Annotated in this window: 20 protein-coding genes and 1 tRNA gene; 11 read left to right on the plus strand and 10 right to left on the minus strand. The window is 63.9% G+C overall.

Annotated features, from left to right (window positions below):
* Positions 1 to 512 precede the first annotated feature (512 nt).
* The 3 genes from HV675_RS21995 (at position 513) to otsA (ending at position 4,470) form a co-directional block, all read left to right on the plus strand.
* Positions 513 to 1,922 (plus strand): sigma-54-dependent transcriptional regulator, encoded by a 1,410-nt coding sequence (locus HV675_RS21995; protein WP_175113208.1) that lies wholly within the window; start codon positions 513 to 515, stop codon positions 1,920 to 1,922.
* A 726-nt stretch (positions 1,923 to 2,648) separates the two neighbouring features.
* Positions 2,649 to 2,861, plus strand: coding sequence for a hypothetical protein (locus HV675_RS22000; protein WP_175113209.1), 213 nt, complete (start codon positions 2,649 to 2,651; stop codon positions 2,859 to 2,861).
* A 187-nt stretch (positions 2,862 to 3,048) separates the two neighbouring features.
* Positions 3,049 to 4,470, plus strand: coding sequence for an alpha,alpha-trehalose-phosphate synthase (UDP-forming) (gene otsA / locus HV675_RS22005; protein ID WP_175113210.1), 1,422 nt, complete (start codon positions 3,049 to 3,051; stop codon positions 4,468 to 4,470).
* 394 nt (positions 4,471 to 4,864) lie between these two features.
* On the opposite strand, the gene HV675_RS22010 is transcribed toward otsA, so the two are convergent.
* The 5 genes from HV675_RS22010 to HV675_RS22030 form a co-directional block, all read right to left on the minus strand.
* Positions 4,865 to 6,307 carry an MFS transporter gene (locus tag HV675_RS22010; protein WP_175113211.1) on the minus strand — a complete coding sequence of 481 codons (1,443 nt, stop codon included), beginning with the start codon at positions 6,305 to 6,307 and terminating at the stop codon, positions 4,865 to 4,867.
* Between the two features lie 178 nt (positions 6,308 to 6,485).
* Positions 6,486 to 6,989, minus strand: coding sequence for a YbhB/YbcL family Raf kinase inhibitor-like protein (locus HV675_RS22015; RefSeq protein WP_175113212.1), 504 nt, complete (start codon positions 6,987 to 6,989; stop codon positions 6,486 to 6,488).
* A gap of 178 nt (positions 6,990 to 7,167) precedes the next feature.
* The gene (locus HV675_RS22020) at positions 7,168 to 7,614 is read right to left on the minus strand and encodes a very short patch repair endonuclease (protein ID WP_175113213.1); all 447 of its coding nucleotides are present in this window, start codon (positions 7,612 to 7,614) and stop codon (positions 7,168 to 7,170) included.
* A complete protein-coding gene (dcm, locus tag HV675_RS22025; protein WP_175113214.1) occupies positions 7,614 to 8,990 on the minus strand; it encodes a DNA (cytosine-5-)-methyltransferase in 1,377 nt (458 codons plus the stop codon). Before dcm ends, HV675_RS22020 begins: the two co-directional genes overlap by 1 nt.
* Before the next feature lie 187 nt (positions 8,991 to 9,177).
* Positions 9,178 to 9,516 (minus strand): hypothetical protein, encoded by a 339-nt coding sequence (locus tag HV675_RS22030; RefSeq protein ID WP_175113215.1) that lies wholly within the window; start codon positions 9,514 to 9,516, stop codon positions 9,178 to 9,180.
* 532 nt (positions 9,517 to 10,048) lie between these two features.
* Between HV675_RS22030 and HV675_RS22035 the strand changes: the two genes are divergently transcribed.
* The 3 genes from HV675_RS22035 to HV675_RS22045 all read left to right on the plus strand — a co-directional run bounded on the left by HV675_RS22035 (position 10,049) and on the right by HV675_RS22045 (position 11,916).
* Positions 10,049 to 10,219 (plus strand): hypothetical protein, encoded by a 171-nt coding sequence (locus tag HV675_RS22035; RefSeq protein ID WP_175113216.1) that lies wholly within the window; start codon positions 10,049 to 10,051, stop codon positions 10,217 to 10,219.
* A 245-nt stretch (positions 10,220 to 10,464) separates the two neighbouring features.
* Complete coding sequence (locus tag HV675_RS22040) at positions 10,465 to 10,791, plus strand: DUF4148 domain-containing protein (RefSeq protein WP_175113217.1); 327 nt, start codon at positions 10,465 to 10,467, stop codon at positions 10,789 to 10,791.
* Positions 10,792 to 11,148: 357 nt separating this feature from the next.
* Positions 11,149 to 11,916 (plus strand): YoaK family protein, encoded by a 768-nt coding sequence (locus HV675_RS22045; protein ID WP_175113218.1) that lies wholly within the window; start codon positions 11,149 to 11,151, stop codon positions 11,914 to 11,916.
* 41 nt (positions 11,917 to 11,957) lie between these two features.
* On the opposite strand, the gene HV675_RS22050 is transcribed toward HV675_RS22045, so the two are convergent.
* A complete protein-coding gene (locus HV675_RS22050) occupies positions 11,958 to 12,179 on the minus strand; it encodes a hypothetical protein (protein ID WP_175113219.1) in 222 nt (73 codons plus the stop codon).
* A gap of 201 nt (positions 12,180 to 12,380) precedes the next feature.
* Here HV675_RS22050 and HV675_RS22055 point away from each other — a divergent pair, with 201 nt between their 5' ends.
* Positions 12,381 to 12,686: a DUF4148 domain-containing protein gene (locus HV675_RS22055; RefSeq protein ID WP_175113220.1), complete on the plus strand. Its 306-nt coding sequence runs from the start codon at positions 12,381 to 12,383 to the stop codon at positions 12,684 to 12,686.
* Between the two features lie 277 nt (positions 12,687 to 12,963).
* Here HV675_RS22055 and HV675_RS22060 read toward each other — a convergent pair.
* Both HV675_RS22060 and HV675_RS22065 read right to left on the minus strand, forming a co-directional pair.
* Positions 12,964 to 13,038: transfer RNA gene (locus tag HV675_RS22060), tRNA-Arg, on the minus strand.
* 166 nt (positions 13,039 to 13,204) lie between these two features.
* Complete coding sequence (locus tag HV675_RS22065) at positions 13,205 to 13,402, minus strand: rubredoxin (RefSeq protein ID WP_175113263.1); 198 nt, start codon at positions 13,400 to 13,402, stop codon at positions 13,205 to 13,207.
* Positions 13,403 to 13,707: 305 nt separating this feature from the next.
* Here HV675_RS22065 and HV675_RS22070 point away from each other — a divergent pair, with 305 nt between their 5' ends.
* The gene (locus HV675_RS22070) at positions 13,708 to 14,118 is read left to right on the plus strand and encodes a DUF4399 domain-containing protein (RefSeq protein ID WP_175113221.1); all 411 of its coding nucleotides are present in this window, start codon (positions 13,708 to 13,710) and stop codon (positions 14,116 to 14,118) included.
* Between the two features lie 162 nt (positions 14,119 to 14,280).
* Positions 14,281 to 16,209, plus strand: coding sequence for an ATP-binding cassette domain-containing protein (locus tag HV675_RS22075; RefSeq protein WP_175113222.1), 1,929 nt, complete (start codon positions 14,281 to 14,283; stop codon positions 16,207 to 16,209).
* A 90-nt stretch (positions 16,210 to 16,299) separates the two neighbouring features.
* Here HV675_RS22075 and HV675_RS32595 read toward each other — a convergent pair whose 3' ends face one another.
* Together HV675_RS32595 and HV675_RS22085 are read right to left on the minus strand one after the other, a co-directional pair.
* A complete protein-coding gene (locus HV675_RS32595; protein WP_246270473.1) occupies positions 16,300 to 16,473 on the minus strand; it encodes a HepT-like ribonuclease domain-containing protein in 174 nt (57 codons plus the stop codon).
* A gap of 127 nt (positions 16,474 to 16,600) precedes the next feature.
* The gene (locus tag HV675_RS22085) at positions 16,601 to 16,891 is read right to left on the minus strand and encodes a nucleotidyltransferase family protein (protein WP_175113223.1); all 291 of its coding nucleotides are present in this window, start codon (positions 16,889 to 16,891) and stop codon (positions 16,601 to 16,603) included.
* A gap of 420 nt (positions 16,892 to 17,311) precedes the next feature.
* Between HV675_RS22085 and HV675_RS22090 the strand changes: the two genes are divergently transcribed.
* Both HV675_RS22090 and parC read left to right on the plus strand, forming a co-directional pair.
* Entirely contained in the window at positions 17,312 to 19,306 is a 1,995-nt protein-coding gene (locus tag HV675_RS22090; protein WP_175113224.1) for a DNA topoisomerase IV subunit B, read from the plus strand.
* An 85-nt stretch (positions 19,307 to 19,391) separates the two neighbouring features.
* Positions 19,392 to 21,710 carry a DNA topoisomerase IV subunit A gene (gene parC / locus HV675_RS22095; RefSeq protein ID WP_175113225.1) on the plus strand — a complete coding sequence of 773 codons (2,319 nt, stop codon included), beginning with the start codon at positions 19,392 to 19,394 and terminating at the stop codon, positions 21,708 to 21,710.
* Positions 21,711 to 21,757: the final 47 nt, after the last annotated feature.

Genomic DNA, 21,757 nt, shown 5'->3' on the forward strand with positions numbered 1-21,757 from the left:
GGCGCTGCCGGGCGGCACGCAGCCGCGCGGGGCCAACGGCGCCGATCACGGCGCAGCCGGCGGCGCGTGGCCGTTTCCGCGCAGTTGACGGCGCAGTTGACGAATGCGTCGCCAGGTATAGATATCGCGGGTATCGCGATTTGCACGACGCGTGGCGGACGACGCTATGCCGAAGCGCGTCTGGGCAAAAGCAGTGGCCTGAGTATGGTTTTATCTCAATAAGGCCGTATAATAAGCAAATCGACAACAATAGACCGTTTCGGCGCTTGGTTGAACGGCAATTGTTGCGAGATTGCGCTAAGTTGGTAATTTTTTCATAAGCGGCCGCCCTCAGCGGCCGTTTCGCGCATAGCATTGACGTACGCTCGCGACCGTGCGCGGTAGCGGGGCAGGCGCGCTGTCGGACCGTGATCGGTGCCACTCGAGGCTTCGTTGACGGCCGGGCGCGGCAGACCCTGTTGCGTGCCCGTCGGGGCTGTCGACCACCCGCACTTTAGGTTTTCGGAAACGCGATGCCACATGCACTGATTGTCGATGACGATCCGGGTACCCGCGAAGCGCTAGCCGCGATCATCGCTGAAGATGGACTGACCACTGCGACCGCAGGCGATTTGCGCGAGGCCCGCATCCAGCTCGTCCGGCAAATGCCGGACGTCGTATTCACCGATCTGAAGCTGCCGGACGGCACCGGCGTCGATCTGTTCGAAGATCTCGATCCGCGCTCCGGCGTGGAATTCATCGTGATCACCGGACATGCGACGGTCGAGTCCGCGGTCAGCGCGCTGAAGATGGGCGCCGCCGACTACCTGGTCAAGCCGATCAACCTGCAACGCGTGAAGGCGATTCTGAGCCGCCTGCCGCGCGCGGGCGACCTCAAAGCCGAAATCGGCACGCTGCGCGGCGAGTTGCGACGCATGGGCCGCTTCGGTTTGATGCTTGGCAATTCGCAGGTGATGCAGCAGGTGTATGACCAGATCAGCCGGGTCGCGCCGACCGCGGCGTCGGTGATGCTGGTCGGTGAATCCGGCACCGGCAAGGAAGTTGCCGCGCAGACGCTGCATCAGCTGAGCTTGCGTCGCAAACATGCGTTCCTCGCGGTGAATTGCGGTGCAATTTCGCCGAACCTGATCGAATCGGAGATGTTCGGTCACGAACGCGGCTCGTTCACCGGCGCGGATCGTCAGCACAAAGGCTATTTCGAGCGCGCGAACGGCGGCACGCTGTTTCTCGACGAAATCACCGAGATGCCGATCGAGTTGCAGGTCAAGCTGCTGCGGGTGCTGGAAACCGGCATGTTCATGCGCGTCGGCACGACCAAAGAGATCGAGACAGACGTGCGCCTGATCGCCGCGACCAATCGCGATCCGGAGCAGGCGGTGCTCGAGGGCAAGCTGCGTCTGGACCTGTATCACCGGCTCAACGTGTTCCCGATCAGCCTGCCGCCGCTGCGCGAGCGCGGCAAGGATGTCGAGCTGCTCGCGCAGTCGTTTCTCGACGAGCTCAACGAAACGCACGGCTCGCGCAAGCACTTTCCGCCGGCGGTCAAGGAAATGCTGCTGACGTACCCGTGGCCGGGCAATGTGCGCGAACTGAAGAACTACGTGCAGCGCGCGCACATCATGTCGGGCACGGATTCGGACAGCACGGCGACCGTGCCGCTGCAGATCACGTTGTCGAAGCCGGCTGCGGGCACGGCCATCACGATTCCGTTTGGCACGTCGCTCGCCGAGGCGGACCGTCAGCTGATTCTCGCGACGCTCGAACAATGCGCGGGCGTGAAGACGCGCGCCGCCGAGATTCTCGGCATCAGCCTGAAGACGCTGTACAACCGGCTCGTCGAATACGGCAACGATGCTGCGGGCCGTGCCGATGACGGCGACGGCGCGGAAGAGCCGCAGGCATTCGGCAAGGCCGACGCGTAACACTGCTGGAAAGCGCGACGGCAAATCGCAAGCACTGCATCGCGACCGGCAAAACCGCAGCCAGCGAACCGCATCGCAGCCAGCAAATTGCAGCGGGCAAATTGCAGCCAGCAGATTGCAGCCAGAAACGGCACAGCCTTTGCTGCGTCTCCAACGGACGCAATGAGGAGGCCTTCATGCCGGAACGCGACGTGGTCGCTGTATCAATCTTGCGAGCCGCGCAGGCGCCAGGGCGCGCCTGCGCGATCGACGTCTCGCTGCATCGTCCGGAGCCGAACGAACCACCCGGACCGGACCAACCCGATGAAGATGACGATGCGCCGCCCGACCCCGAACGGTTGCCGGGCGAGCCGACTCCATTGCCGATCGGCGACCCGCCTCCAGATCACGCGCCACAGAGCGCTGACATGCTGACGTCTGCGACGGTCGACGCGATCCGCTACGCGACTCATTGCGGACCCATTGCGCGACTCATGCGCGTGCATTCGCCGCGCGCATTCGCCGGCCCGGTTGGGCGCGTATTGTCGCGTCGTGTCATGTTCATACCGCGCCCGCCGCAGGCCTTGCGCGTATCGATCATATAAATCGGCGCGCCACACGGCTTCCCGTTCAGCTTGATGTACTCGTTACAAAACCGACGAACTTTTTACCGGCAATTTACGTTGCCGAAGCCTAGACTGTTGTGATGCCACCACTCGGTGGCGGCCTTCCCCTGGAGGCATCGACATGAGACACCCTGCATTGCGGCGCTCCGCGCGCCACTCGAAGCGCGAACCGCGCCCCGGCAGTGTTCCAGCCAGCTCGCCCGATGCACCGGACCCGGCAGCGCAAAACCGTGCCGCGCCCGATACCCCGCCGGACGGCGAGCACAACCAGGGTGGCGCGCGCAAGGAAAGTCTCGACTACCAGCGCGACCTCGGTTCCGAACAGGACGCCTGAGTTCTCCCGTTCGATGCGCCAGTAGAAGGAAACACTCCGCCCGGCGGCCGCGCGTGAGCGTTTTCGCTCGTTTGTCACATTTACATACATTTTTCCATTCGAAATTGCCGCAATGCGGCATAGGTCTTGCATGCACTGTTTCGGCGCACTGTCGCACGGAACGTCAACTGAAAGAAGGGGGAGCTGTATGAGCCGATTGATCGTAGTGTCGAACCGGGTTGCGCCGACGCAGGAAGGCCGTCCCGCCGCGGGCGGACTGGCGATCGGCGTGCTGGACGCGCTGAAGGAAACCGGCGGTGTCTGGTTCGGCTGGAGCGGGGAGATCGCCGGCGAGCCGTCGGCCCCTGTGATCGAAAAGCAGGGCAACGTCACCTACGCGACCGTGGCGCTTTCCAAGCGCGACTACGACCAGTATTACCGCGGCTTTTCGAACGCGACGCTGTGGCCGACCTTCCACTATCGCAACGACCTGTCGCGCTATGACCGGCAGGAATACGCGGGCTATCTGCGCGTGAACGCGTCGCTCGCGAAGCAGTTGAAAGAGATGATTCGCCCGGACGACATCATCTGGGTGCACGACTATCACATGCTGCCGTTCGCGCGTTGCCTGCGCGAACTGGGTGTGAAGAACCCGATCGGGTTCTTCCTGCACATTCCGTTTCCGGTGCCGCAGGTGCTGTTTACCGTGCCGCCGCACGAAGAACTCGTAAAGGACATGTGCAGCTATGACGTGGTCGGCTTTCAGACCGATGCCGATCGCCAGTCGTTCGTCGACTATATCGAGCGCGGCCGTCACGGCACCGCGAGCGACGACAACATGGTGCATGCGTACAACCGCTTCCTGAAGGTCGCCGCGTATCCGATCGGGATCTATCCGGATGCGATTGCAAAGGCATCCGTGCAATTCACCGACCGCAAGGCGGTGAAAAGCCTGCGCGATGCGATGCGCAATCGCAAGCTGATCATGAGCGTCGACCGGCTCGATTATTCGAAGGGACTGGTCGAGCGGTTCCAGGCGTTCGAGCGGCTGCTGCTCAACGCACCCGGCTGGCATGGCCGCGTGTCGCTCGTGCAGATCGCGCCGCCGACGCGTTCCGATGTGCAGACCTATCAGCGTATCCGCCAGAACCTCGAAGGCGAGGCGGGCCGCATCAACGGCCGGTTTGCGCAGCTCGACTGGACACCGATCCAGTATCTGAACCGCAAGTACGAGCGCAATCTGCTGATGGCGCTGTTCCGCCAGTCGCAGGTGGGTTACGTGACGCCGTTGCGCGACGGGATGAACCTGGTCGCGAAGGAATATGTCGCGTCGCAGGATCCGGCGGACCCGGGCGTGCTCGTGCTGTCGCAGTTCGCGGGCGCTGCCGAGCAGTTGCCGGGCGCCCTGGTGGTCAATCCGTTTGATTTGTCGCAGATGGCTGAAGCGCTGGAGCGCGCGCTGTCGATGCCGCTCGCCGAGCGGCAGGCGCGTCATGCGGACATGATGGCGCCGCTGCGCGAGAACAATCTGTCCGTGTGGCGTGATACGTTCCTCGCCGATTTGCGGCATGTGTCGACCGCGTCGTCGGTGACCGAAAAAGCGGTAAAGCGCGTTGACGTGACGGTCTAGCAGCCGGCTGTCACGTCGTCGCGTGTTGGTCTTTTGTGCTGTGTGCTGCGGCGCGCGGATTGGCGCGGCGTGTAGTCGCCGGCCTGTCCGTGGTCGGCATGGAGATCTCGCGCGTGCACGGACGTGCAGCCTCAGAAGCACAGCCTGTCAGCCAGCATATCGTTGTGCACGCAATCGTCGACGGCAGCCGAGGCTGCCGTTTTCGTTTTACGCTGCCGTCCGTCAGGCTGGCGGCTGGGTCAGTCAAGCCGCCTTGGCGCAGGTGACCGCTCTCGCGCTCGCTCGATATCGGCGTCATCGGCGTCACCGGCCGCGCGCGTCGGCTGTGCCGCGTCGAGCGGATATGCGGATAGCCCGGCATCACGTGAACGGCACGCATGCAGCGCCGGGTCGGCTACGCCGAAGCCGGCGCGCCGCTGCGCGTGACGCGCAGCGAACTGATGATCGCCGCGACCGCGGCAAAACACGCGGCGACATATAGCGCGACTACGGGTCCATGCTGCGGCACGACCCCGAAGATCAACGCGACAAGCGCGGCCCCCAGCGTCTGGCCGGTCAGGCGCGCGGTGCCGAGCATGCCGCTCGCGCCGCCGCTGCGCGAACGCGGCGCCGACGAGAGAATCGTGCGGTTGTTCGGCGACTGGAAAATGCCGAAGCCCGCGCCGCATAGCGCCATGCGCCACGCGATATCGAACGGCTGCGGGTGAGTGCCGAGCGTCGCCGCGAGCAGCAGCAGGCCGCAGGTCAGCAGCGCGAGACCGATGCCGCCGAGCAGGCCCGCGGACATCCGGTCCGACAGCACGCCGGCGATCGGCGCGGCGACGATGATGACGAGCGGCCAGGGCGTCATCAGCAGGCCGGTTTGCACCTGCGTGAGCCCGAGCGCGTTCTGCATCAGGAACGGCAGCGACACGAACGCCAGCATTTGCGCGGTAAACGAACATACCGACGTGCCGATCGACAGCGCGAACAGCGGATTGCGCAGCAGATCGACCGGCAGCAGCGGCGCGGGCTGCGACAACTGGCGCCGCACGAAGAAGTAGCCGACCACGAGCGCCGCGACCACTTCGAGCGCGACGTATACGGGCCGCTCGCCGTGACCGAGCCCGTCGACCGCGAAGATCAGCAGACCGAATACGAATGCGTTCATCACCGCGCTCACGTAGTCGTACGGCGAGTCGCGCCGCACATTGCCGGGCAGCGCCCTTATGCCGATCGAGAACGCGGCGATGCCGATCGGCACGTTGATCGCGAACAGCCACTGCCACGGCGCGATCGACAGCACGCCCGCCGCGACGGTCGGCCCGAGCGCCGACGACACCGCGACCACCATCGCGTTGATCGACACGCCGCGGCCCAGCGAGGCGGGCGGATAGATCATCCGCACCAGCGCGGTGTTCACGCTCATGATGCCCGCCGCGCCGAAACCCTGGATCACGCGTGCAAGCGCGAGCGTCGGCAGCGAATCGGCGAGCGCGCAGCCGAGCGATGCGAATGTGAAGAGCACGATGCCGCTCTGATAGACGCGCCGGTAGCCGATCCGGTCGCCGAGCGACGACAGCGGCAGCAGCGAAATCGTGACCGCCAGCTGATACGCATTGACCACCCAGATCGAATTGGCCGCGCTCGTATGCATATAGCGGGCGATGGTCGGCAGCGCGACGTTTGCGATTGCGCTGTCGAGCACCGATATCGAAATGCCTAACGCGACGACGAGGATCGCCCAATAGCGTTGCGGCAAAGGCAGGCCCAGTTCGTTGTCGTGTGGAGCAGGGCTGCGTGAAGCGGGAGTAACGGAGGCGGGGGAAGCGGGTTCGCGGGAAGAATGTGCGCGCATCGGCGGTAGCGGTATTGCGTCCGGTTTGGTTTGACGGCCTTGCGGCCGCTCAAACCACGTTTGAACAAGGGCAAGGCCGGCTGGCGAGCCGGCCTTGCCGTGAATTGCGCGACGCCGCTACGCCATATGCATGCGCATCCGGGGCGATGCGACGCGCTGGCTTGATGCTGCGGGCCGTCTACTTCAATTCGTACAGCCCCGTATAGATCGTCGAGTCGATCTCGTTCTGATGCATGAGCAGGCGCGCCACCGCGTGGGTCGTATCCGGCGTGACCGGCAGTTGCGGCGCCCTGAGCGCATACAGCCTGAAGATAAAGCGGTGCGGCCTGTCGCCGCGTGGCGGCGCCACGCCGCCGTAGCCCGGCGTGCCGTAGTCGTTGCGCACCTGTACCGCGCCATGCGGCAGCAGGCTGCCGTCCGCCTTGCCCGCGTTGCGCGGCAGCGCGCGCGCGTCGAGCGGAAGGTTGACGATCACCCAGTGCCAGAACCCGCTGCCGGTGTGCGCATCGGGATCGTACACGGTCAGCGCAAGACTTTGCGCGTCCTCGGGCGGTGCGTCCCACTGCAACGCGGGCGAGATATTTTCGCCGTCGACGCCGAACGATTTGTCGTTGAACTCGGTTGCTTTCGGCATAAAGCCGTTCGCGGGAAAGTCGTCCGACCAGATTCGGAAATCAGCCATCGTATGCCTCCTTCATGTGAGTTCAGGAGAAGGACGGGCGCCGCAGACACATGCCGGCTAGCCAATCGAGTCTATCACCGCATGCTTACAGGCTTCGCGTCGCTGCGCGTGTGAAAGCGCGTGAAACGGCCATGCAAACAGGTCTGCGGACAGCTGAAAGATATCGCCGCGAGTGCCGTCATGCGCGTTCGTCGAGCGTGGGTGCGTCGCTTTGCAGCCAGTCGACGAGGCGTTGCAACACGCCGTCGAGGTCCCGGTTAGCGCCTCGCAATGCACATTCCCAGACCGTTGCGACGCGCCAGCCGCGCTCGCGCAGCGCGGCGGTCACCTTGGCATCGTTGCTGCGGTTGCGGCCGATTTTTTCGCGCCAGAATTCGACGCGCGTTTGCGGCCATTTGAAGAGATGACAATCGTGACCGTGCCAGAAACAGCCGTGCACGAATACGACCGCGCGATAGCGCGGCAGCACGATATCGGGTCGGCCCGGCAGGTCGCGCGCATCGAGGCGGAAGCGAAAGCCGCGCCGGTGCAGCAGGCTGCGGATCAGAATCTCGGGTTTCGTGTTGCGGCCGCGGATGCCGGACATCATCCGGCTGCGCGTGGCCGCATCGACGATGTCGACCATCAGGCTACTCGCGCGCGGGCTGGCGGCTGCATGGGCCTGTTCGCCTGCGGCTGCATCTTCGCGGACAACGGCGCGACGCCGGGCGCGTGTAACGCATGCACGTGCGGCAGCATGATGCGCGCGACTTCGCGCATCACCGGCATCACGACGCTGTTGCCGAACTGACGGTACGCCTGTGTATCGCTGACCGGAATGCGGTAGGTGTCGGGAAAGCCCATCAGACGCGCGCATTCGCGCGGCGTGAGCCGGCGCGGCCGCAGGCCGTCGCCCTGATGCACGAGAATTTCGGAGCCGTCCTTGTGGTAGCGCGCGGATAGCGTGCGCGTCACGCTGTCGCCAAACGCGAGTCCGAAGCCGAACCCGTTGCCCGCCGCGCGATGCTTTTCCGCGTAGCTTTGCAGGTACGCCCAGAGCTTCGGCGTCAGCGTGTACTTCGGCTGCACCGCGCGCGCGCGATGATCGAAAAAGCGTTCGGCGTCCCACGGCAGGAACGGTTCGCTGCCGTCGGTGCGGTGCAGGATCGACGCGAGCCGCGGGCTCTCGTCCGGCAAGCGCAGGTCGTCCCACGAAAAAGACGTCGCTCCGCGAAAGCCGACGATGATGATCCGCTCGCGATGCTGCGGCGTGAAATGCCGGCCGTCGATCACGCGATAGTGCACTTCATAGCCGAGCTCGTCGCGCAGCGTCTGCAGGATCACATCGAACGTGCGGCCTTTGTCGTGCGACAGCAGGTTCTTCACGTTTTCGAGCACGAAGGCGGCCGGGCGACGTGCGGCGATGATGCGCGCGACATCGAAGAACAGCGTGCCCTGGGTCGTGCATTCGAAGCCGTGCGGGCGGCCCAGCGCATTTTTCTTGCTGACGCCGGCGATGGAGAACGGCTGGCACGGAAAGCCTGCGAGCAGCACGTCGTGCGCGGGGATTGCGTGTTCGGGGAACGACACGATATCGCCGATCAGCGTGTGGCCGGCCGACGCCACTCGCGTGGCGACATCGGCGTCGATCACGTCGGCGATGCTTGCGCTGAAGTCGCCGCCGAAGTTCTCACGATAGGTTTTCTGCGAAAACGGATTCCATTCGCTCGTGAACACGCATGCGCCGCCGTGCGCCTCGAAACCCATCCGGATGCCGCCGATGCCCGCAAACAGATCGATAAAGCGAAAGCGCGACGCGGTCTCGCGCTGCATGTCGCCAGCCGGCGCGGGTGCTTGCAGCAACGCCTGCAGCGTAGGCGCCATGCGCGCGGGGCAGGGTGTTTCGCCCTTTTCCCAGCGGCGTACCGTCTTGATGTCCTTGCCGATATGCGCGGCGATTTCTCGTTGTGTGAAGCGGGTGCGCGCCTGTTTCAACAGGTCAAGCGGTGAGGCCTGGGTCACAGGATGTCCTTGCTGGGTATTTTTGCGGACATTATGACGTATCGCGCGCCCTATTTCCGCCGGTGGCGCATCGGCGCGACAGTGGCGGCGAGGGGTTGACGCCTGATCGGGAACGCGGGTGACCTGTTAGCGGGTGGCGCGAGACGTCAGCGCGTGAGGGATCAGCGGACCGCTGGGCCGCACCGTGTCAACTGGCGTGACGCGTACGGTCACGCACGGTCGCGCGGCTTTTCGGCGACGGCGTGCGATTCGTCGGGGTGTTCGCGAACGGCAGCGGCTCGAGCTCGGTCGCGTCGAGCTGATCGAGCAGCAACAGCAGGCTGTCGATCGCGCAAAGCTGCGGCCTGGACAGATGCTCGCGCGCGAGCAGTTCATTCAGCCGTTTGCGCCAGTACGAGGCCGGCAGGATCGCACCACCCAGGTCGCCGTGCAGCGACGGACGCATGACGCGGCCGATATGCGTGATCTCCTGGTCGATCAGCATCGACATCGAGAGGGCGGGTGGAGTGTGCGGGCGGCGGTCCATACGTCGTGTTAACGGCGCGGACCGGAACAACTTTAGCCAAGGTGCGAAAAATTCTCGCGGGCGCGTGCGAACGGCTCGGATGCGGGACGTGCGCGGACGGTGGAGTGAATTGCCTCGTCAGGTCAGAACGAGCGCAAGACCGGACGACAGCACGATCAACATGAGGCCTGCGGCGAGCGCAATGTTGTACGGATAGGGCATGGCAGTCGGGTGAGGCTGGGCGGTGACGCAATAATAAAAGGTTGGAATACGTCTGGCGCATCCGACTTGTGCGCGTGAGTGGGCGGGCGCACACAGGCCGTCGGGGATGCGTAAGCGTGGCGGCGCGCGAGTCGGGTCGCACGCGTTGCGGGCGCCGCACGATTCGTCGGATAGACCGGCAGCACAACGCAAATACCGCGCAAATCACGCGGCAAATGTGGCAGAGCGCCTACTGGATTGATCGCGGTCAGGAATATGATTTCCGGCTTCGAAACATCGCCGCGCATTGCCTAGAATGAGTGAAGAGAGTGTTGTCGGGATGGAGGCTGCGATGAGCGAGTCGACATTGGCCTATCTGCTGGGGCCATCAGTCATGATTTTCGTGTGCGCCGTGCTATGGATCGCCGCGCATCATCACAACAAAGCCGGGCATCGCGATTCGCGCGCGCGACGCTTGCGCTGGCTCGACACGTATCACGGGGACTGGCGCCACCGCCATTGAACGACACTCGGCCTGCGGCCGCTGCTTTCCGGACGGCGTTCGCGTGTGCCGGCGTTCTTGCGCGCGTCGGACGGCGCGCGTCGGTTCACGTCTGCTGATTCACTCCCTTCTATTTAACCCATCTTGCGAAACAATGAATTGGGGTTTTAGGCGTTTACCCTAAACTCTCTCGCCTCTAGACTGCTTTCAACGGTTGCACGCAAAACGACGCAACCAGATCGAAATCAATTACGGAGGTAGAGATCATGAAATCGCTTATCAAAGCTGTTGCGCTTGCTGCTGTTCTTGCGGTTCCCGCCTTGTCGTTCGCCCAATCGAATCCGAATCAGCCGATCACGCGCGCGCAAGTGCGCGGCGAGCTGGTACAACTGGAAAAGGCAGGTTACAGCCCGTTCGATTCGAGCGATGCGCATTATCCGGCACAGGTCCAGCAAGCTGAGGCGCGCGTGAGCGCCAGCAACGAGGTCGCGCAAAACGGCGGCTACGGCTCCGCGACGGCCGGCACATCGGACGCGGGCCATCACGACATCACGTTGAGCACGTATTCGCCGCCGATCTACCAGCACCACTAAACTGGGCGCGTATCGGACGAAGCGCAGACGAATCGCGCCCGTACCGGTATCGCGACGCACGCGACGGATTGGCCGCCCCGCATATCTGGCTCATCCGTCGCGACCCATTAGTGAATAGAACCTCCATCGCCGGGCCCCACGGCGATTTTGCCCAGCCGCACCGCTGGGCATTTTTTCTCGCACGGCCCACCATGTGCCGGCAGAATCACGGCTGCCGCTGCGACGTTTTTTCGCACGCGAAGCGCACAGTGCGCAGCATGCTACGATTCCATGCGCGCCTCGACGCATACTGGATGGACGAAAGCGCAGCCAGTCAGTGCGCCGATCGCACGCATTTCCCTCGACCGCTCTGCCAGCATGCCGATCAACTATCTGCGCGGCTTCACCGCACCTGAACGAACCGACGCGACCAACCGGCGCCTTGGCCGTTCGCTTGCGTTCGTTGCGGGCGCGGCCAATGCCGGTGGGTTCCTCGCGGTCGGGCAGTACACATCGCATATGTCGGGCGTCGTTTCGTCGCTCGCCGACAACCTCGCGCTCGGCGACATCGCGCTGGTCGTTGCGGGGCTGAGCTCGCTCGTGTCGTTTATGGCCGGAGCGGCGTCATCCGCCATTCTGATCAATTGGGGACGCCGGCACGGATTGCGCAGCGTGTACGCGACACCGCTCGCAATCGAAGCGGCCTTGCTGCTGTGTTTCGGCTTGCTGGGTTCGAACCTCGAGCATCACCGGCTGTTTTTCCTGCCGGTGACAGTGTGCTTGCTGTGTTTCGTGATGGGCCTGCAAAACGCGATGATCACGAAGATCTCGCGTGCGGAAATTCGCACCACGCACATGACCGGACTCGTCACCGACATCGGCATCGAACTGGGCAAGCTGTTGTACTGGAACGGCCGTCGGACTGCGGCCGACGCGGACGCAGACGCGGTGCGTGCCGATCGACCCAAGCTCGCGTTGCTGGGATCGCTGCTCGCGTCGTTTCTGGCCGGAGCATTGGCGGGCGCGGCGGGCTTCAAGCACTTGGGCTTCGTGGCGACGTTGCCGCTCGCAATCGTGTTGTTGACGCTGGCGGTCGTACCCGTGGTCGACGATGTGCGCGGCAGCGCGCGCAAGATACGGTTCTAGTGCGTGCCTCGCGCGTACGAAGCGGGCACGAACCGCGATGGCTATTCGCCGATATCGTGCAGATCGTTACCGGATGCCCACAATAAATCGATCAGAAAGCTTTCGACGACGGCATGCCACTCTGGCGTGCCTTCGGCAAAATCTTCCGGATTGGATCTGCCACGCGCTTTACGGATCACTCGCACGGAGTTTTCAAGCGCAATGGCTTCGTCGTAGCGGGACGTGCCTCGCCTGAGCGGGAGGTGTTGTTCATCGGATTCCATGGCCGGGTTGTCGGCAGTCTGCGGCCTGAACTTTAGCCTCGTGCGCCGAAGCGGCGTATTCCCAAACGATTGTCACGGGTGCGGCAACAATGATTTCCTCTGATCAGGGTTTCTACTAAGGCGCTTAATACTTAAACTGCTTTCAACGGTGCTGACTTATCAGGCCGTCGCAAATCGAAACCAATCCTGGAGGTAGTGATCATGAAATCGCTGATCAAGGCTGTTGCGCTCGCCGCTGTGTTGGCTGTGCCCGCCGTGTCGTTCGCCCAATCGAACCAGCCTGTGACGCGCGCTGAAGTGCGTGCGGAACTGGTGCAACTGGAACAGGCAGGCTATAGCCCGTTCGATTCGAGCGACGCGCATTATCCGGCTGGCGTGCAGAAAGCCGAAGCGCGTGTGATCCAGAACACCACCGGTTATGGTCCTTCGACGGCTGGTACGTCGCAATCGGGCGCGCGTGGGCCGGTGTATGACCAGTTTCTGGGTTCGCCGTACGCTCGCTCGTAAGTCGATGAAGTCGAGCGCGAAAGTCGAGCAATGAACTTCGCCTTTGCTTGAGAAAAGCGCCCGACACGTCGGCCAGAAAAAGAGACCCGCATCGATTGAACGGTGCGGGTCTCTTTGCATTTGGAACATCTGGATTGCGATGACGTTTGCGCATTCATCAACTCGCGCGAAGTTGGCGCGAAGTCAATCACGCACGCCATATCGTCGATCGATGCGCATATGGCGCACAAGACGGGGCGGTGAATTTCCGCCGAGCCGAATGACGGAGCGTGAAAGCTGGTCCCCCCGACAGGAATCGAACCTGTATCTAGCGCTTAGGAGGCACTTGTTCTATCCATTGAACTACGGGGAGAGGACCATTGACGGCGCATTGCGCGCCGCAGGGGGCAGAGTATAACAAAGCCGATCGGGCCGGGGTGTGACCGGCCACCGCCGCATCACGCGCGGCGCGAACCCGCGGTGTGAACCCGCAGTGTGAACCTTAATGCACGCTCAGAACCCGGCACGCCCAGAACCGCTCAAAACTCCACGACAGCAAACTCCGCCTTGCTTACATCGCACAACGGGCAACGCCAATCTTCCGGAATAGCGGCGAAGCGTGTGCCTGCGGGAATGCCATCTTCGGGCAGCCCCTCTTCCTCGTTATAGATCCAGCCGCAGATCAGGCACACCCAGCTTTTATATTCGACGACTTCACTCACGACGCACTCATCCATCGGTTCAAAACACTCGAGCCGCGCGTTGTCCCTTTGTTCGAAAGAGGTGATGCGCGGAAAACATGCAATTTTACCGGAAATCATTCGCGCGCCGCCCGGCATAGCGTCGCACATCGGCCATGACACCATCGCGCAGCAGCAAGTCGACCTCCGCGAGCGACGACCGCAACAATCGGCAAATCCGCGGGCAAATCCGCGGGCAAGGAGCCGCGCATGGCGCCGACATATCGCCGGTGTATGCTCTACGGCGCGGCCCTTCCGCGCCACGTTGCCGTGTATCGGGCCGCTTTCTCAAGGAGAGCACGATGTTCACGAACAGAGGGTCCAGATGGATGGCCGGCGCGCTGTGCGCGGGTCTACTGCTCGCGTCGGGGGTGGCGCGAGCAGCGGGCGTGTCGTTCATCGAGCCGAAAGACGGCGCGACGGTAACCAATCCGGTGCATGTGAAATTCGCGGTCGAAGGCATGAAAATCGCGCCAGCCGGCACGATGACCGAAGGCACCGGCCATCATCATCTGCTGATCGACGGCCAGCCGGTGCCGAAGGGCACCGTGATTCCGGCGAACGACAAGTCGCTGCACTTCGGCAAAGGGCAAACCGAAACCGAGCTCACGCTGCCGCCCGGCGACCACACGCTGACGCTGCAATTCGGCGATGGCGCGCATCGCTCGTATGGTCCCGAGTGGAGCCAGACGATCACTGTGCATGTCAAGTAACGCACGCGGCACGGCCACGTCGCCGTGCGCTACGTGCCGCACACGCGCGTGCGGCACGTAGCGAGCGCCCGATCCCCCCGCATTCCGTCCTTCTGCCCCAGCGTCGCGCAAACCGCCCGGTACAATGAGCGCTTCGCCTTATCGCGGGTCGTTCACTCCCTTATGTCGCTTTACACCATCACCGGCGCGCAACTGGCGTTCGGTCACGTCGCATTGCTCGATCACGCAGACTTTTCCCTCGAAGCCGGCGAGCGCGTCGGTCTGATCGGCCGCAACGGCGCGGGCAAATCGTCGTTGCTGAAAATCGTCGCGGACCTCGCGAAACCCGATGACGGGCTTGTCACGCGTCAACAGAATCTTGTGACGGTCTATGTGCCGCAGGAGCCCGAGTTCGAAGCGGGCGAGTCGGTGTTCGACACGGTTGCGGGCGCGCTCGCCCATGCGCGTGAATTGCTCGACGAATACGACCGGGTCGCGCACTCGCTCGCGGAAACGCCGGAGGGCGCGCAGCACGATACGCTGCTCGCGCGGATGAACACGCTGCAATCGTCGCTCGACACGGCCGACGCATGGAACTGGCGCACGCGTGTGTCCACCACGCTCGCGCAAATCGGCCTCGATGGCGATGCGCAGGTCGACGCGCTGTCGGGCGGCATGCAAAAGCGTGTCGCGCTTGCGCGGGCGCTGGTGCTGCAACCGGACGTGCTGCTGCTCGACGAGCCGACCAACCACCTCGACTTCGACGGCATCCGCTGGCTCGAAGAACTGTTGCTCGCGCAACGCGCGGGCCTGCTGTTCATCACGCACGACCGCGCGTTTCTCGATCGCATCGCTACGCGCATCGTCGAACTCGATCGCGGACGGTTGCTGTCGTACCCCGGCAACTTCTCCGCGTATCAGACCCGCAAGGCGCAACAGCTCGAAGTGGAGCGCGTCGAGAACGACAAGTTCGACAAGCTGCTCGCGCAGGAAGAAGTGTGGATTCGCAAGGGCGTCGAAGCGCGCCGCACGCGCAGTGTCGGCCGCATTGCGCGGCTCGTGCAGATGCGCAACGAGCGCGCGGAACGGCGCAATGTGCAGGGCAACGTGAAGCTCGACGTCGCGCAGGGCGAGAAGTCCGGCAAGATCGTCGCGGAGCTGACCGACGTGACGAAGCGTTTCGGCGCGCGCACGGTGGTCGACCGTTTCTCGGCGACGCTGATGCGCGGCGACAAGATCGGCTTTATCGGCCCGAACGGTGCGGGCAAGACGACGCTGCTCAAGCTGATCCTCGGCGAACTGCAGCCGGATGAAGGGCGCGTGCGGGTCGGCACGAATCCGCAGGTCGCGTACTTCGATCAGATGCGCGCGCAACTGGATCAGGACAAGAGTCTCGCGGACACCATCAGTCCGGGCAGCGACTGGGTCGAGATCAACGGCGCGAAGAAGCACGTGATGAGCTATCTCGGCGATTTCCTGTTCGCGCCGGAGCGCGCCCGCTCGCCGGTGAAGTCGCTATCGGGCGGCGAGCGCAACCGCCTGCTGCTCGCGCGGCTGTTTGCGCGGCCCGCGAACGTGCTGGTGCTCGACGAGCCGACCAACGACCTCGATATCCCGACCCTCGAACTGCTCGAAGAACTGCTGACCGATTACGACGGCACCGTGCTGCTGGTGAGCCACGACCGGGCGTTCCTGGACAATGTCGTGACGTCGGTGATCGCGTCGGAGGGCGAGGGCGGCATGTGGCGCGAGTATGTCGGCGGTTTCACCGACTGGCAGACGCAGCGCGAGCGTGCCGGGCAGCTCGCGCAGCGCGACGCGCCGAAGGAGCCGCTGAAGGACGCGGCGCCGAAGGACAGCGCCGCGGGCCGCAATGCTCAACGGTCGGTGAAACTGTCGTACAAGGAGCAACGCGAACTGGAGGCGCTGCCCGAACGCATCGCGGCGCTCGAAGGCGAGCAGAAAACCATCGCCGCGCAACTCGAAGACGGCTCGATCTTCACGAAGGACGCGCAGGAAGGCACGCGTCTCACGCAGCGCTACGCACAGATCGATGAAGAATTGATCGCGGCGCTGGAGCGGTGGGATGAGCTGGAGAGCAAGGGGAAGTGAGGCGTGGCGATACGAGCGAGCGGTCGGCCCGGACATTCATTGAGGCCGTGGTATCCGGGCCAGCTGGCTTTGCAGTTCCGGCAAGTCGCGTCACAGTGTTTGCCATACCACGCCCGCATCCACCGCGAAGTAGCCGTGCGAGACACGGTTGCGCATCAGATACATGTCTTCCCACGGAATCTCCGGGTGCGCTGCCGCAAATTCCGGATGATCGCGTTCGATATTGCGCGCGGCTTCGCCGATGATTTCGAGGTTGCGTATCACCGCATCCTGCACGAGCGAGTCGAGCGCAAAGCGTCGCCGGTCATCCCTTCGGTATAACGTTGGATGCGTTCTATCGCTTGTGCAATGTGGTCGAGGTAGTCTGCGACCCGAAGCTCATTCTTTCTCTTCACACAGGCACCGCTTCACTAACGACTCTTGCGCGGAACGATTCCGGTAGAGCGAGCGGCGTCAGCACATCGACCGAAACGCCCAGCAACGCTTCAACGCGCCGCTGAATGCGAGCAATATCGAACAGCGTTGTTTGCGGCGTCGGGTCGACCAGCAGATCGAGGTCGCTGCCTTCCACGTCTTCGCCGGACAAGGTCGAGCCGAACACGCGTGCGTTCGCCGCGTGATGATCTGCAACGATCTTCCTGATTTCGGCGCGATGGGCGCCCAGCGCTTCGGATGGTCTCACAACCGCACTCCGGCAAGGGACTGGGAAATGAAGTCGATTATATATGCGTAACCAGCGAGGCCAGCCGACGACAGGGCCATGGCAACGATCCGGCCTCGCTTGCGCACGCCGAACCACCCAATGTAGGACCCGAAACATCCCCCAATCAGCCAACCCTGCCCACGCCAAATTGCCGCGCGCATCGAAATCAGTACAATACCCGCGAATCTGCTGCGGACCCTCGCAGGCCGCAGGCGCCGCCCCGCAGGCGTCGGCAGGCGCTGCGGGCGGGCCGCGGCACTTGCCGGCACACTGCCTGTGCGGCGAGCAAACGTTCCATTCCGTTGTTTCGTTTCGCTTTTTTTGAAAATTCAACGCATTGTCCACGTAGATGTCCACAGGACTTGTGGACAACGATGAACCGACGGACCCGAGCAAGCCATGTCTACGAAGAAGTCAAACGCTGCAAACGCTGGGTATAGCGAAGCGTCGATCAAGGTGCTGAAGGGCCTCGAGCCGGTCAAGCAGCGGCCCGGCATGTACACGCGCACCGAGAACCCGCTGCACATCATTCAGGAAGTCATCGACAACTCGTCGGACGAGGCGCTCGGCGGCTTCGGCAAACAGATCACCGTGACGCTGCACGCCGACCAGTCGGTATCCGTCGAAGACGACGGCCGCGGCATTCCATTCGGCCTGCACCCCGAAGAAGGCGTGCCGGTCGTCGAAATCGTGTTCACGCGGCTGCACGCGGGCGGCAAGTTCGACAAGGCCGCCGGCGGCGCCTATACGTTCTCGGGCGGCTTGCATGGCGTCGGCGTCTCGGTGACGAACGCGCTGTCGACGCGGCTCGACGTGACCGTCTGGCGCGACGGCAAGCTCGCCGAGCTGGGCTTTGCGAACGGCGACGTCGTCAAACCGCTGAAGGTGCGCACGGCCGACCGCGGCGACAAGAAGTCCGGCACGCGTGTAACGGTCGCGCCGAACCCGAAATACTTCGATTCGCCGAATCTGCCGATCGGCGAGCTGCAACGTCTGCTGCGCTCGAAAGCGGTGCTGCTGCCGGGCGTCGAAGTCGTGCTCGTCAACGAAAAGACCGGCGAGCGCCAAAGCTGGAAATACGAAGACGGTCTGCGCGGCTATCTGCTCGAAGGGATGGCCGGCAGCGATCTGCTGATCCCGCTCTTCGAAGGCGCGCGCTATGCGGAAAGCTCGCGCTCGAACGAGGAGACGTTTGCCGAGGGCGAAGGCGCCGCGTGGGTCGTCGCGTGGAGCGAGGAAGGGCCGCTTACGCGCGAGTCGTACGTGAACCTGATCCCGACGCCCGCGGGCGGCACGCACGAGGCCGGCCTGCGCGACGGTCTCTTCCAGGCGGTGAAGAGCTTCGTCGAATTGCACAGCCTGCAGCCGAAAGGCGTGAAGCTGCTCGCCGAAGACGTGTTCGCGCGCGTGTCGTTCGTGCTGTCGGCCAAGGTGCTTGACCCGCAGTTCCAGGGCCAGATCAAAGAACGGCTGAATAGCCGCGACGCGGTGAAACTGGTGTCGTCGTTCACGCGGCCGGCGCTCGAGCTGTGGCTGAACCAGCACGTCGAGCACGGCAAAAAGCTCGCCGATCTCGTCATCAAGCAGGCGCAGGCGCGCACGCGCGCGGGTCAGAAGGTCGAAAAGCGCAAGAGCTCGGGCGTCGCGGTGCTGCCGGGCAAGCTGACCGACTGCGAATCGACGGAGATCGATCGCAACGAGCTGTTCCTCGTCGAAGGCGACTCCGCCGGCGGTTCCGCGAAGATGGGCCGCGACAAGGAATTCCAGGCGATCCTGCCGTTGCGCGGCAAGGTGCTGAATACGTGGGAGACCGAGCGCGACCGTCTGTTCGCGAACAACGAGGTGCACGACATCTCGGTGGCGATCGGCGTCGACCCGCACAACCCGGATGACACCGTCGATCTGTCGAACCTGCGTTACGGCAAGATCTGCATCCTGTCGGATGCCGACGTCGACGGCGCGCATATCCAGGTGTTGCTGCTCACGCTGTTCTTCAAGCATTTCCCGCAGCTGATCGAACGCGGCAACGTGTTCGTCGCGCGCCCGCCGCTGTTTCGCGTCGATGCGCCGGCGCGCGGCAAGAAGCCCGCGCAGAAGCTATACGCGCTCGACGAAGGCGAGCTCGAAGCGATTCTCGACAAGCTGCGCAAGGACGGCGTGCGCGAATCGCAGTGGTCGATCAGTCGCTTCAAGGGCCTGGGCGAAATGAGCGCCGAGCAGTTGTGGGACACCACGATGAATCCGGACACGCGGCGCCTGTCGCCGATCGCGCTCGGCGAACTCGATTTCGACAGGACCGTCGCACGCATGACGATGCTGATGGGCAAGGGCGAAGCGGCGCAGCGGCGCAGCTGGCTCGAAGAAAAGGGCAACGAAGTCGAAGCGGATATCTGAGCTTTGCAAGCGCGCCGCCGCGCCGGGTAAGACCCGGCCAGGCGGTCGGCGCGGCGTGCACAGCGATCACGGACACGGAACATAGATGGCAGACAACACTCCCGATCTTTTCGAGCAGGCATCCCCGCCGGGCGATTTCCTGACGCTCGGCAACTACGCGGAGCAGGCCTATCTCGGCTATGCGGTGAGCGTCGTAAAGGGCCGCGCGCTGCCCGATGTGAGCGACGGGCAAAAACCCGTGCAGCGCCGCATCCTGTACGCGATGAACGAAATGGGCCTGTCGGACAACGCGAAGCCGGTGAAGTCGGCGCGCGTGGTCGGCGACGTGCTCGGCAAGTACCATCCGCACGGCGACCAGTCCGCGTATGACGCGCTGGTGCGTCTCGCGCAAGACTTTTCGATGCGCTATCCGCTGATCGACGGCCAGGGCAATTTCGGCTCGCGCGACGGCGACGGCGCCGCGGCGATGCGCTACACCGAAGCGCGCCTGACGCCGATCGCGAAACTGCTGCTCGACGAAATCGACCAGGGCACGGTCGATTTCATGCCGAACTACGACGGCTCGTTCCAAGAACCGAAGCTGCTGCCCGCTCGGCTGCCGTTTGTGCTGCTCAACGGCGCATCGGGCATCGCGGTCGGCCTCGCGACGGAAATTCCGTCGCACAACCTGCGCGAAGTCGCCGCCGCGGCGGTCGCGATGATCCGTCATCCGAAGATCACGCATGCGGAGTTGATGCAGCTTGTGCCGGGGCCCGACTTCCCGGGCGGCGGCCAGATCATTTCGAGCGAAGCGGAAATCGCGGCCGCGTATGAAACCGGCCGCGGCAGCCTGAAGGTGCGCGCGCGCTGGAAGATTGAAGAGCTTGCACGCGGCCAGTGGCAGCTCGTCATCAACGAACTGCCGCCGAATACGTCGTGCCAGAAAGTGCTCGAGGAAATCGAGGAGCAGACCAACCCGAAGATCAAGCTCGGCAAGAAGTCGCTCACGCCCGAACAGTTGCAAACCAAACAGACGCTGCTCGCGCTGCTCGATGCGGTGCGCGACGAGTCGGGCAAGGACGCACCGGTGCGCGTGGTGTTCGAGCCGAAGTCGAGCCGCATCGACCAGACCGAATTCGTCAACACGCTGCTCGCGCATACGAGCCTCGAATCGAACGCGCCGCTGAATCTGGTGATGGTCGGCGCCGACGGCCGGCCGCGACAGAAGGGCATCAGCGAGATTCTGCAGGAGTGGGTCGGCTTCCGTTTCGCGACTGTCACGCGCCGCACGCAATTCCGGCTGACGAAGGTCGACGACCGCATTCATATTCTCGAAGGCCGGATGATCGTCTTCCTGAATCTGGACGAGGTGATTCGCATCATCCGCGAGTCGGACGAGCCGAAGGCCGCGCTGATTGCCGCATTCAGCCTGTCGGAGCGCCAGGCCGACGACATTCTCGATATCCGGCTGCGTCAATTGGCGCGGCTCGAAAAGATCAGGATCGAGAAGGAACTGGCCGAGCTGCGCGACGAAAAGGCGAAGCTCGAGGAACTGCTCGGCAGCGAAAGCGCAATGAAGCGCTTGATCATCAAGGAAATCGAAGCCGATGCGAAGCAGTACGGCGACGAGCGCCGCACGCTGATCCAGCAGGAAAAGCGCGCCGTCTTCGAAGCGCGCGTGGTCGACGAACCGGTGACGGTGGTGGTGTCGCAGAAGGGCTGGGTGCGCGCGCTGAAGGGCCACGGGCTCGATCCGGCCGGCTTCACGTTCAAGGCGGGCGACGGCCTCTATGCGGCGTTCCAGTGCCGCACGCCGGACACGCTGATCGCGTGGGGCAGCAATGGGCGCGTCTACTCGGTCGCGGTTGGCCCGTTGCCGGGCGGCCGCGGCGACGGCGTGCCGGTCACCACGATGATCGAGCTCGAATCGGGCACGCATCTGATGCATTACTACGCGGCGAGCGCCGATCAGGCGCTGCTGCTCGCGTCGAGCAACGGCTTCGGCTTTATCGCGAAGCTCGGCGACATGGTGAGCCGCGTCAAGGCGGGCAAGTCGTTCATGACGATCGACGAAGGCGCGGCGCCGCTCGTGCCGATGCCGATGCTGCCGGATGCGACGCAGGTCGCGTGTCTGTCGAGCACCGGGCGCATCCTCGTGTTCGGTCTCGACGAGATGAAGACGCTGTCCGGCGGCGGCCGCGGCGTCACGTTGATGGCGCTCGATCCGAACGAAACGCTGACCCAGGCGCTCGCCATCGGCCGCGCCGGCGTCGTGCTGCTCGGCACGGGCCGCGGCGGCAAACCCGGCGAGGAGACACTCGCGCGCGCGGCGCTCGCCGAGCACGTCGGCAAGCGTGCGCGCAAGGGCCGCAAGCCGGACACGAAGCTGAAGGTCGTGGGGCTGCGGCCGGCGCTCGAAGGCTGACGGCGAACGGCTCCGGCGTGGGTGGCCGGGACCGGCCAATCGGTGAA

Source organism: Paraburkholderia solisilvae (assembly GCF_902859875.1).
Classification (GTDB): Bacteria; Pseudomonadota; Gammaproteobacteria; order Burkholderiales; family Burkholderiaceae; genus Paraburkholderia; species Paraburkholderia solisilvae.

Coding starts and splice junctions, on each gene's coding strand:
- HV675_RS21995 (WP_175113208.1), top strand. CDS start 513: ATGCCACATGCACTGATTGTCGATGACGATCCGGGTACCCGCGAAGCG.
- HV675_RS22000 (WP_175113209.1), top strand. CDS start 2,649: ATGAGACACCCTGCATTGCGGCGCTCCGCGCGCCACTCGAAGCGCGAA.
- otsA (WP_175113210.1), top strand. CDS start 3,049: ATGAGCCGATTGATCGTAGTGTCGAACCGGGTTGCGCCGACGCAGGAA.
- HV675_RS22010 (WP_175113211.1), bottom strand. CDS start 6,307: ATGCGCGCACATTCTTCCCGCGAACCCGCTTCCCCCGCCTCCGTTACT.
- HV675_RS22015 (WP_175113212.1), bottom strand. CDS start 6,989: ATGGCTGATTTCCGAATCTGGTCGGACGACTTTCCCGCGAACGGCTTT.
- HV675_RS22020 (WP_175113213.1), bottom strand. CDS start 7,614: ATGGTCGACATCGTCGATGCGGCCACGCGCAGCCGGATGATGTCCGGC.
- HV675_RS22030 (WP_175113215.1), bottom strand. CDS start 9,516: ATGGACCGCCGCCCGCACACTCCACCCGCCCTCTCGATGTCGATGCTG.
- HV675_RS22035 (WP_175113216.1), top strand. CDS start 10,049: ATGAGCGAGTCGACATTGGCCTATCTGCTGGGGCCATCAGTCATGATT.
- HV675_RS22040 (WP_175113217.1), top strand. CDS start 10,465: ATGAAATCGCTTATCAAAGCTGTTGCGCTTGCTGCTGTTCTTGCGGTT.
- HV675_RS22045 (WP_175113218.1), top strand. CDS start 11,149: ATGCCGATCAACTATCTGCGCGGCTTCACCGCACCTGAACGAACCGAC.
- HV675_RS22050 (WP_175113219.1), bottom strand. CDS start 12,179: ATGGAATCCGATGAACAACACCTCCCGCTCAGGCGAGGCACGTCCCGC.
- HV675_RS22055 (WP_175113220.1), top strand. CDS start 12,381: ATGAAATCGCTGATCAAGGCTGTTGCGCTCGCCGCTGTGTTGGCTGTG.
- HV675_RS22065 (WP_175113263.1), bottom strand. CDS start 13,402: ATGGATGAGTGCGTCGTGAGTGAAGTCGTCGAATATAAAAGCTGGGTG.
- HV675_RS22070 (WP_175113221.1), top strand. CDS start 13,708: ATGTTCACGAACAGAGGGTCCAGATGGATGGCCGGCGCGCTGTGCGCG.
- HV675_RS22075 (WP_175113222.1), top strand. CDS start 14,281: ATGTCGCTTTACACCATCACCGGCGCGCAACTGGCGTTCGGTCACGTC.
- HV675_RS22090 (WP_175113224.1), top strand. CDS start 17,312: ATGTCTACGAAGAAGTCAAACGCTGCAAACGCTGGGTATAGCGAAGCG.
- parC (WP_175113225.1), top strand. CDS start 19,392: ATGGCAGACAACACTCCCGATCTTTTCGAGCAGGCATCCCCGCCGGGC.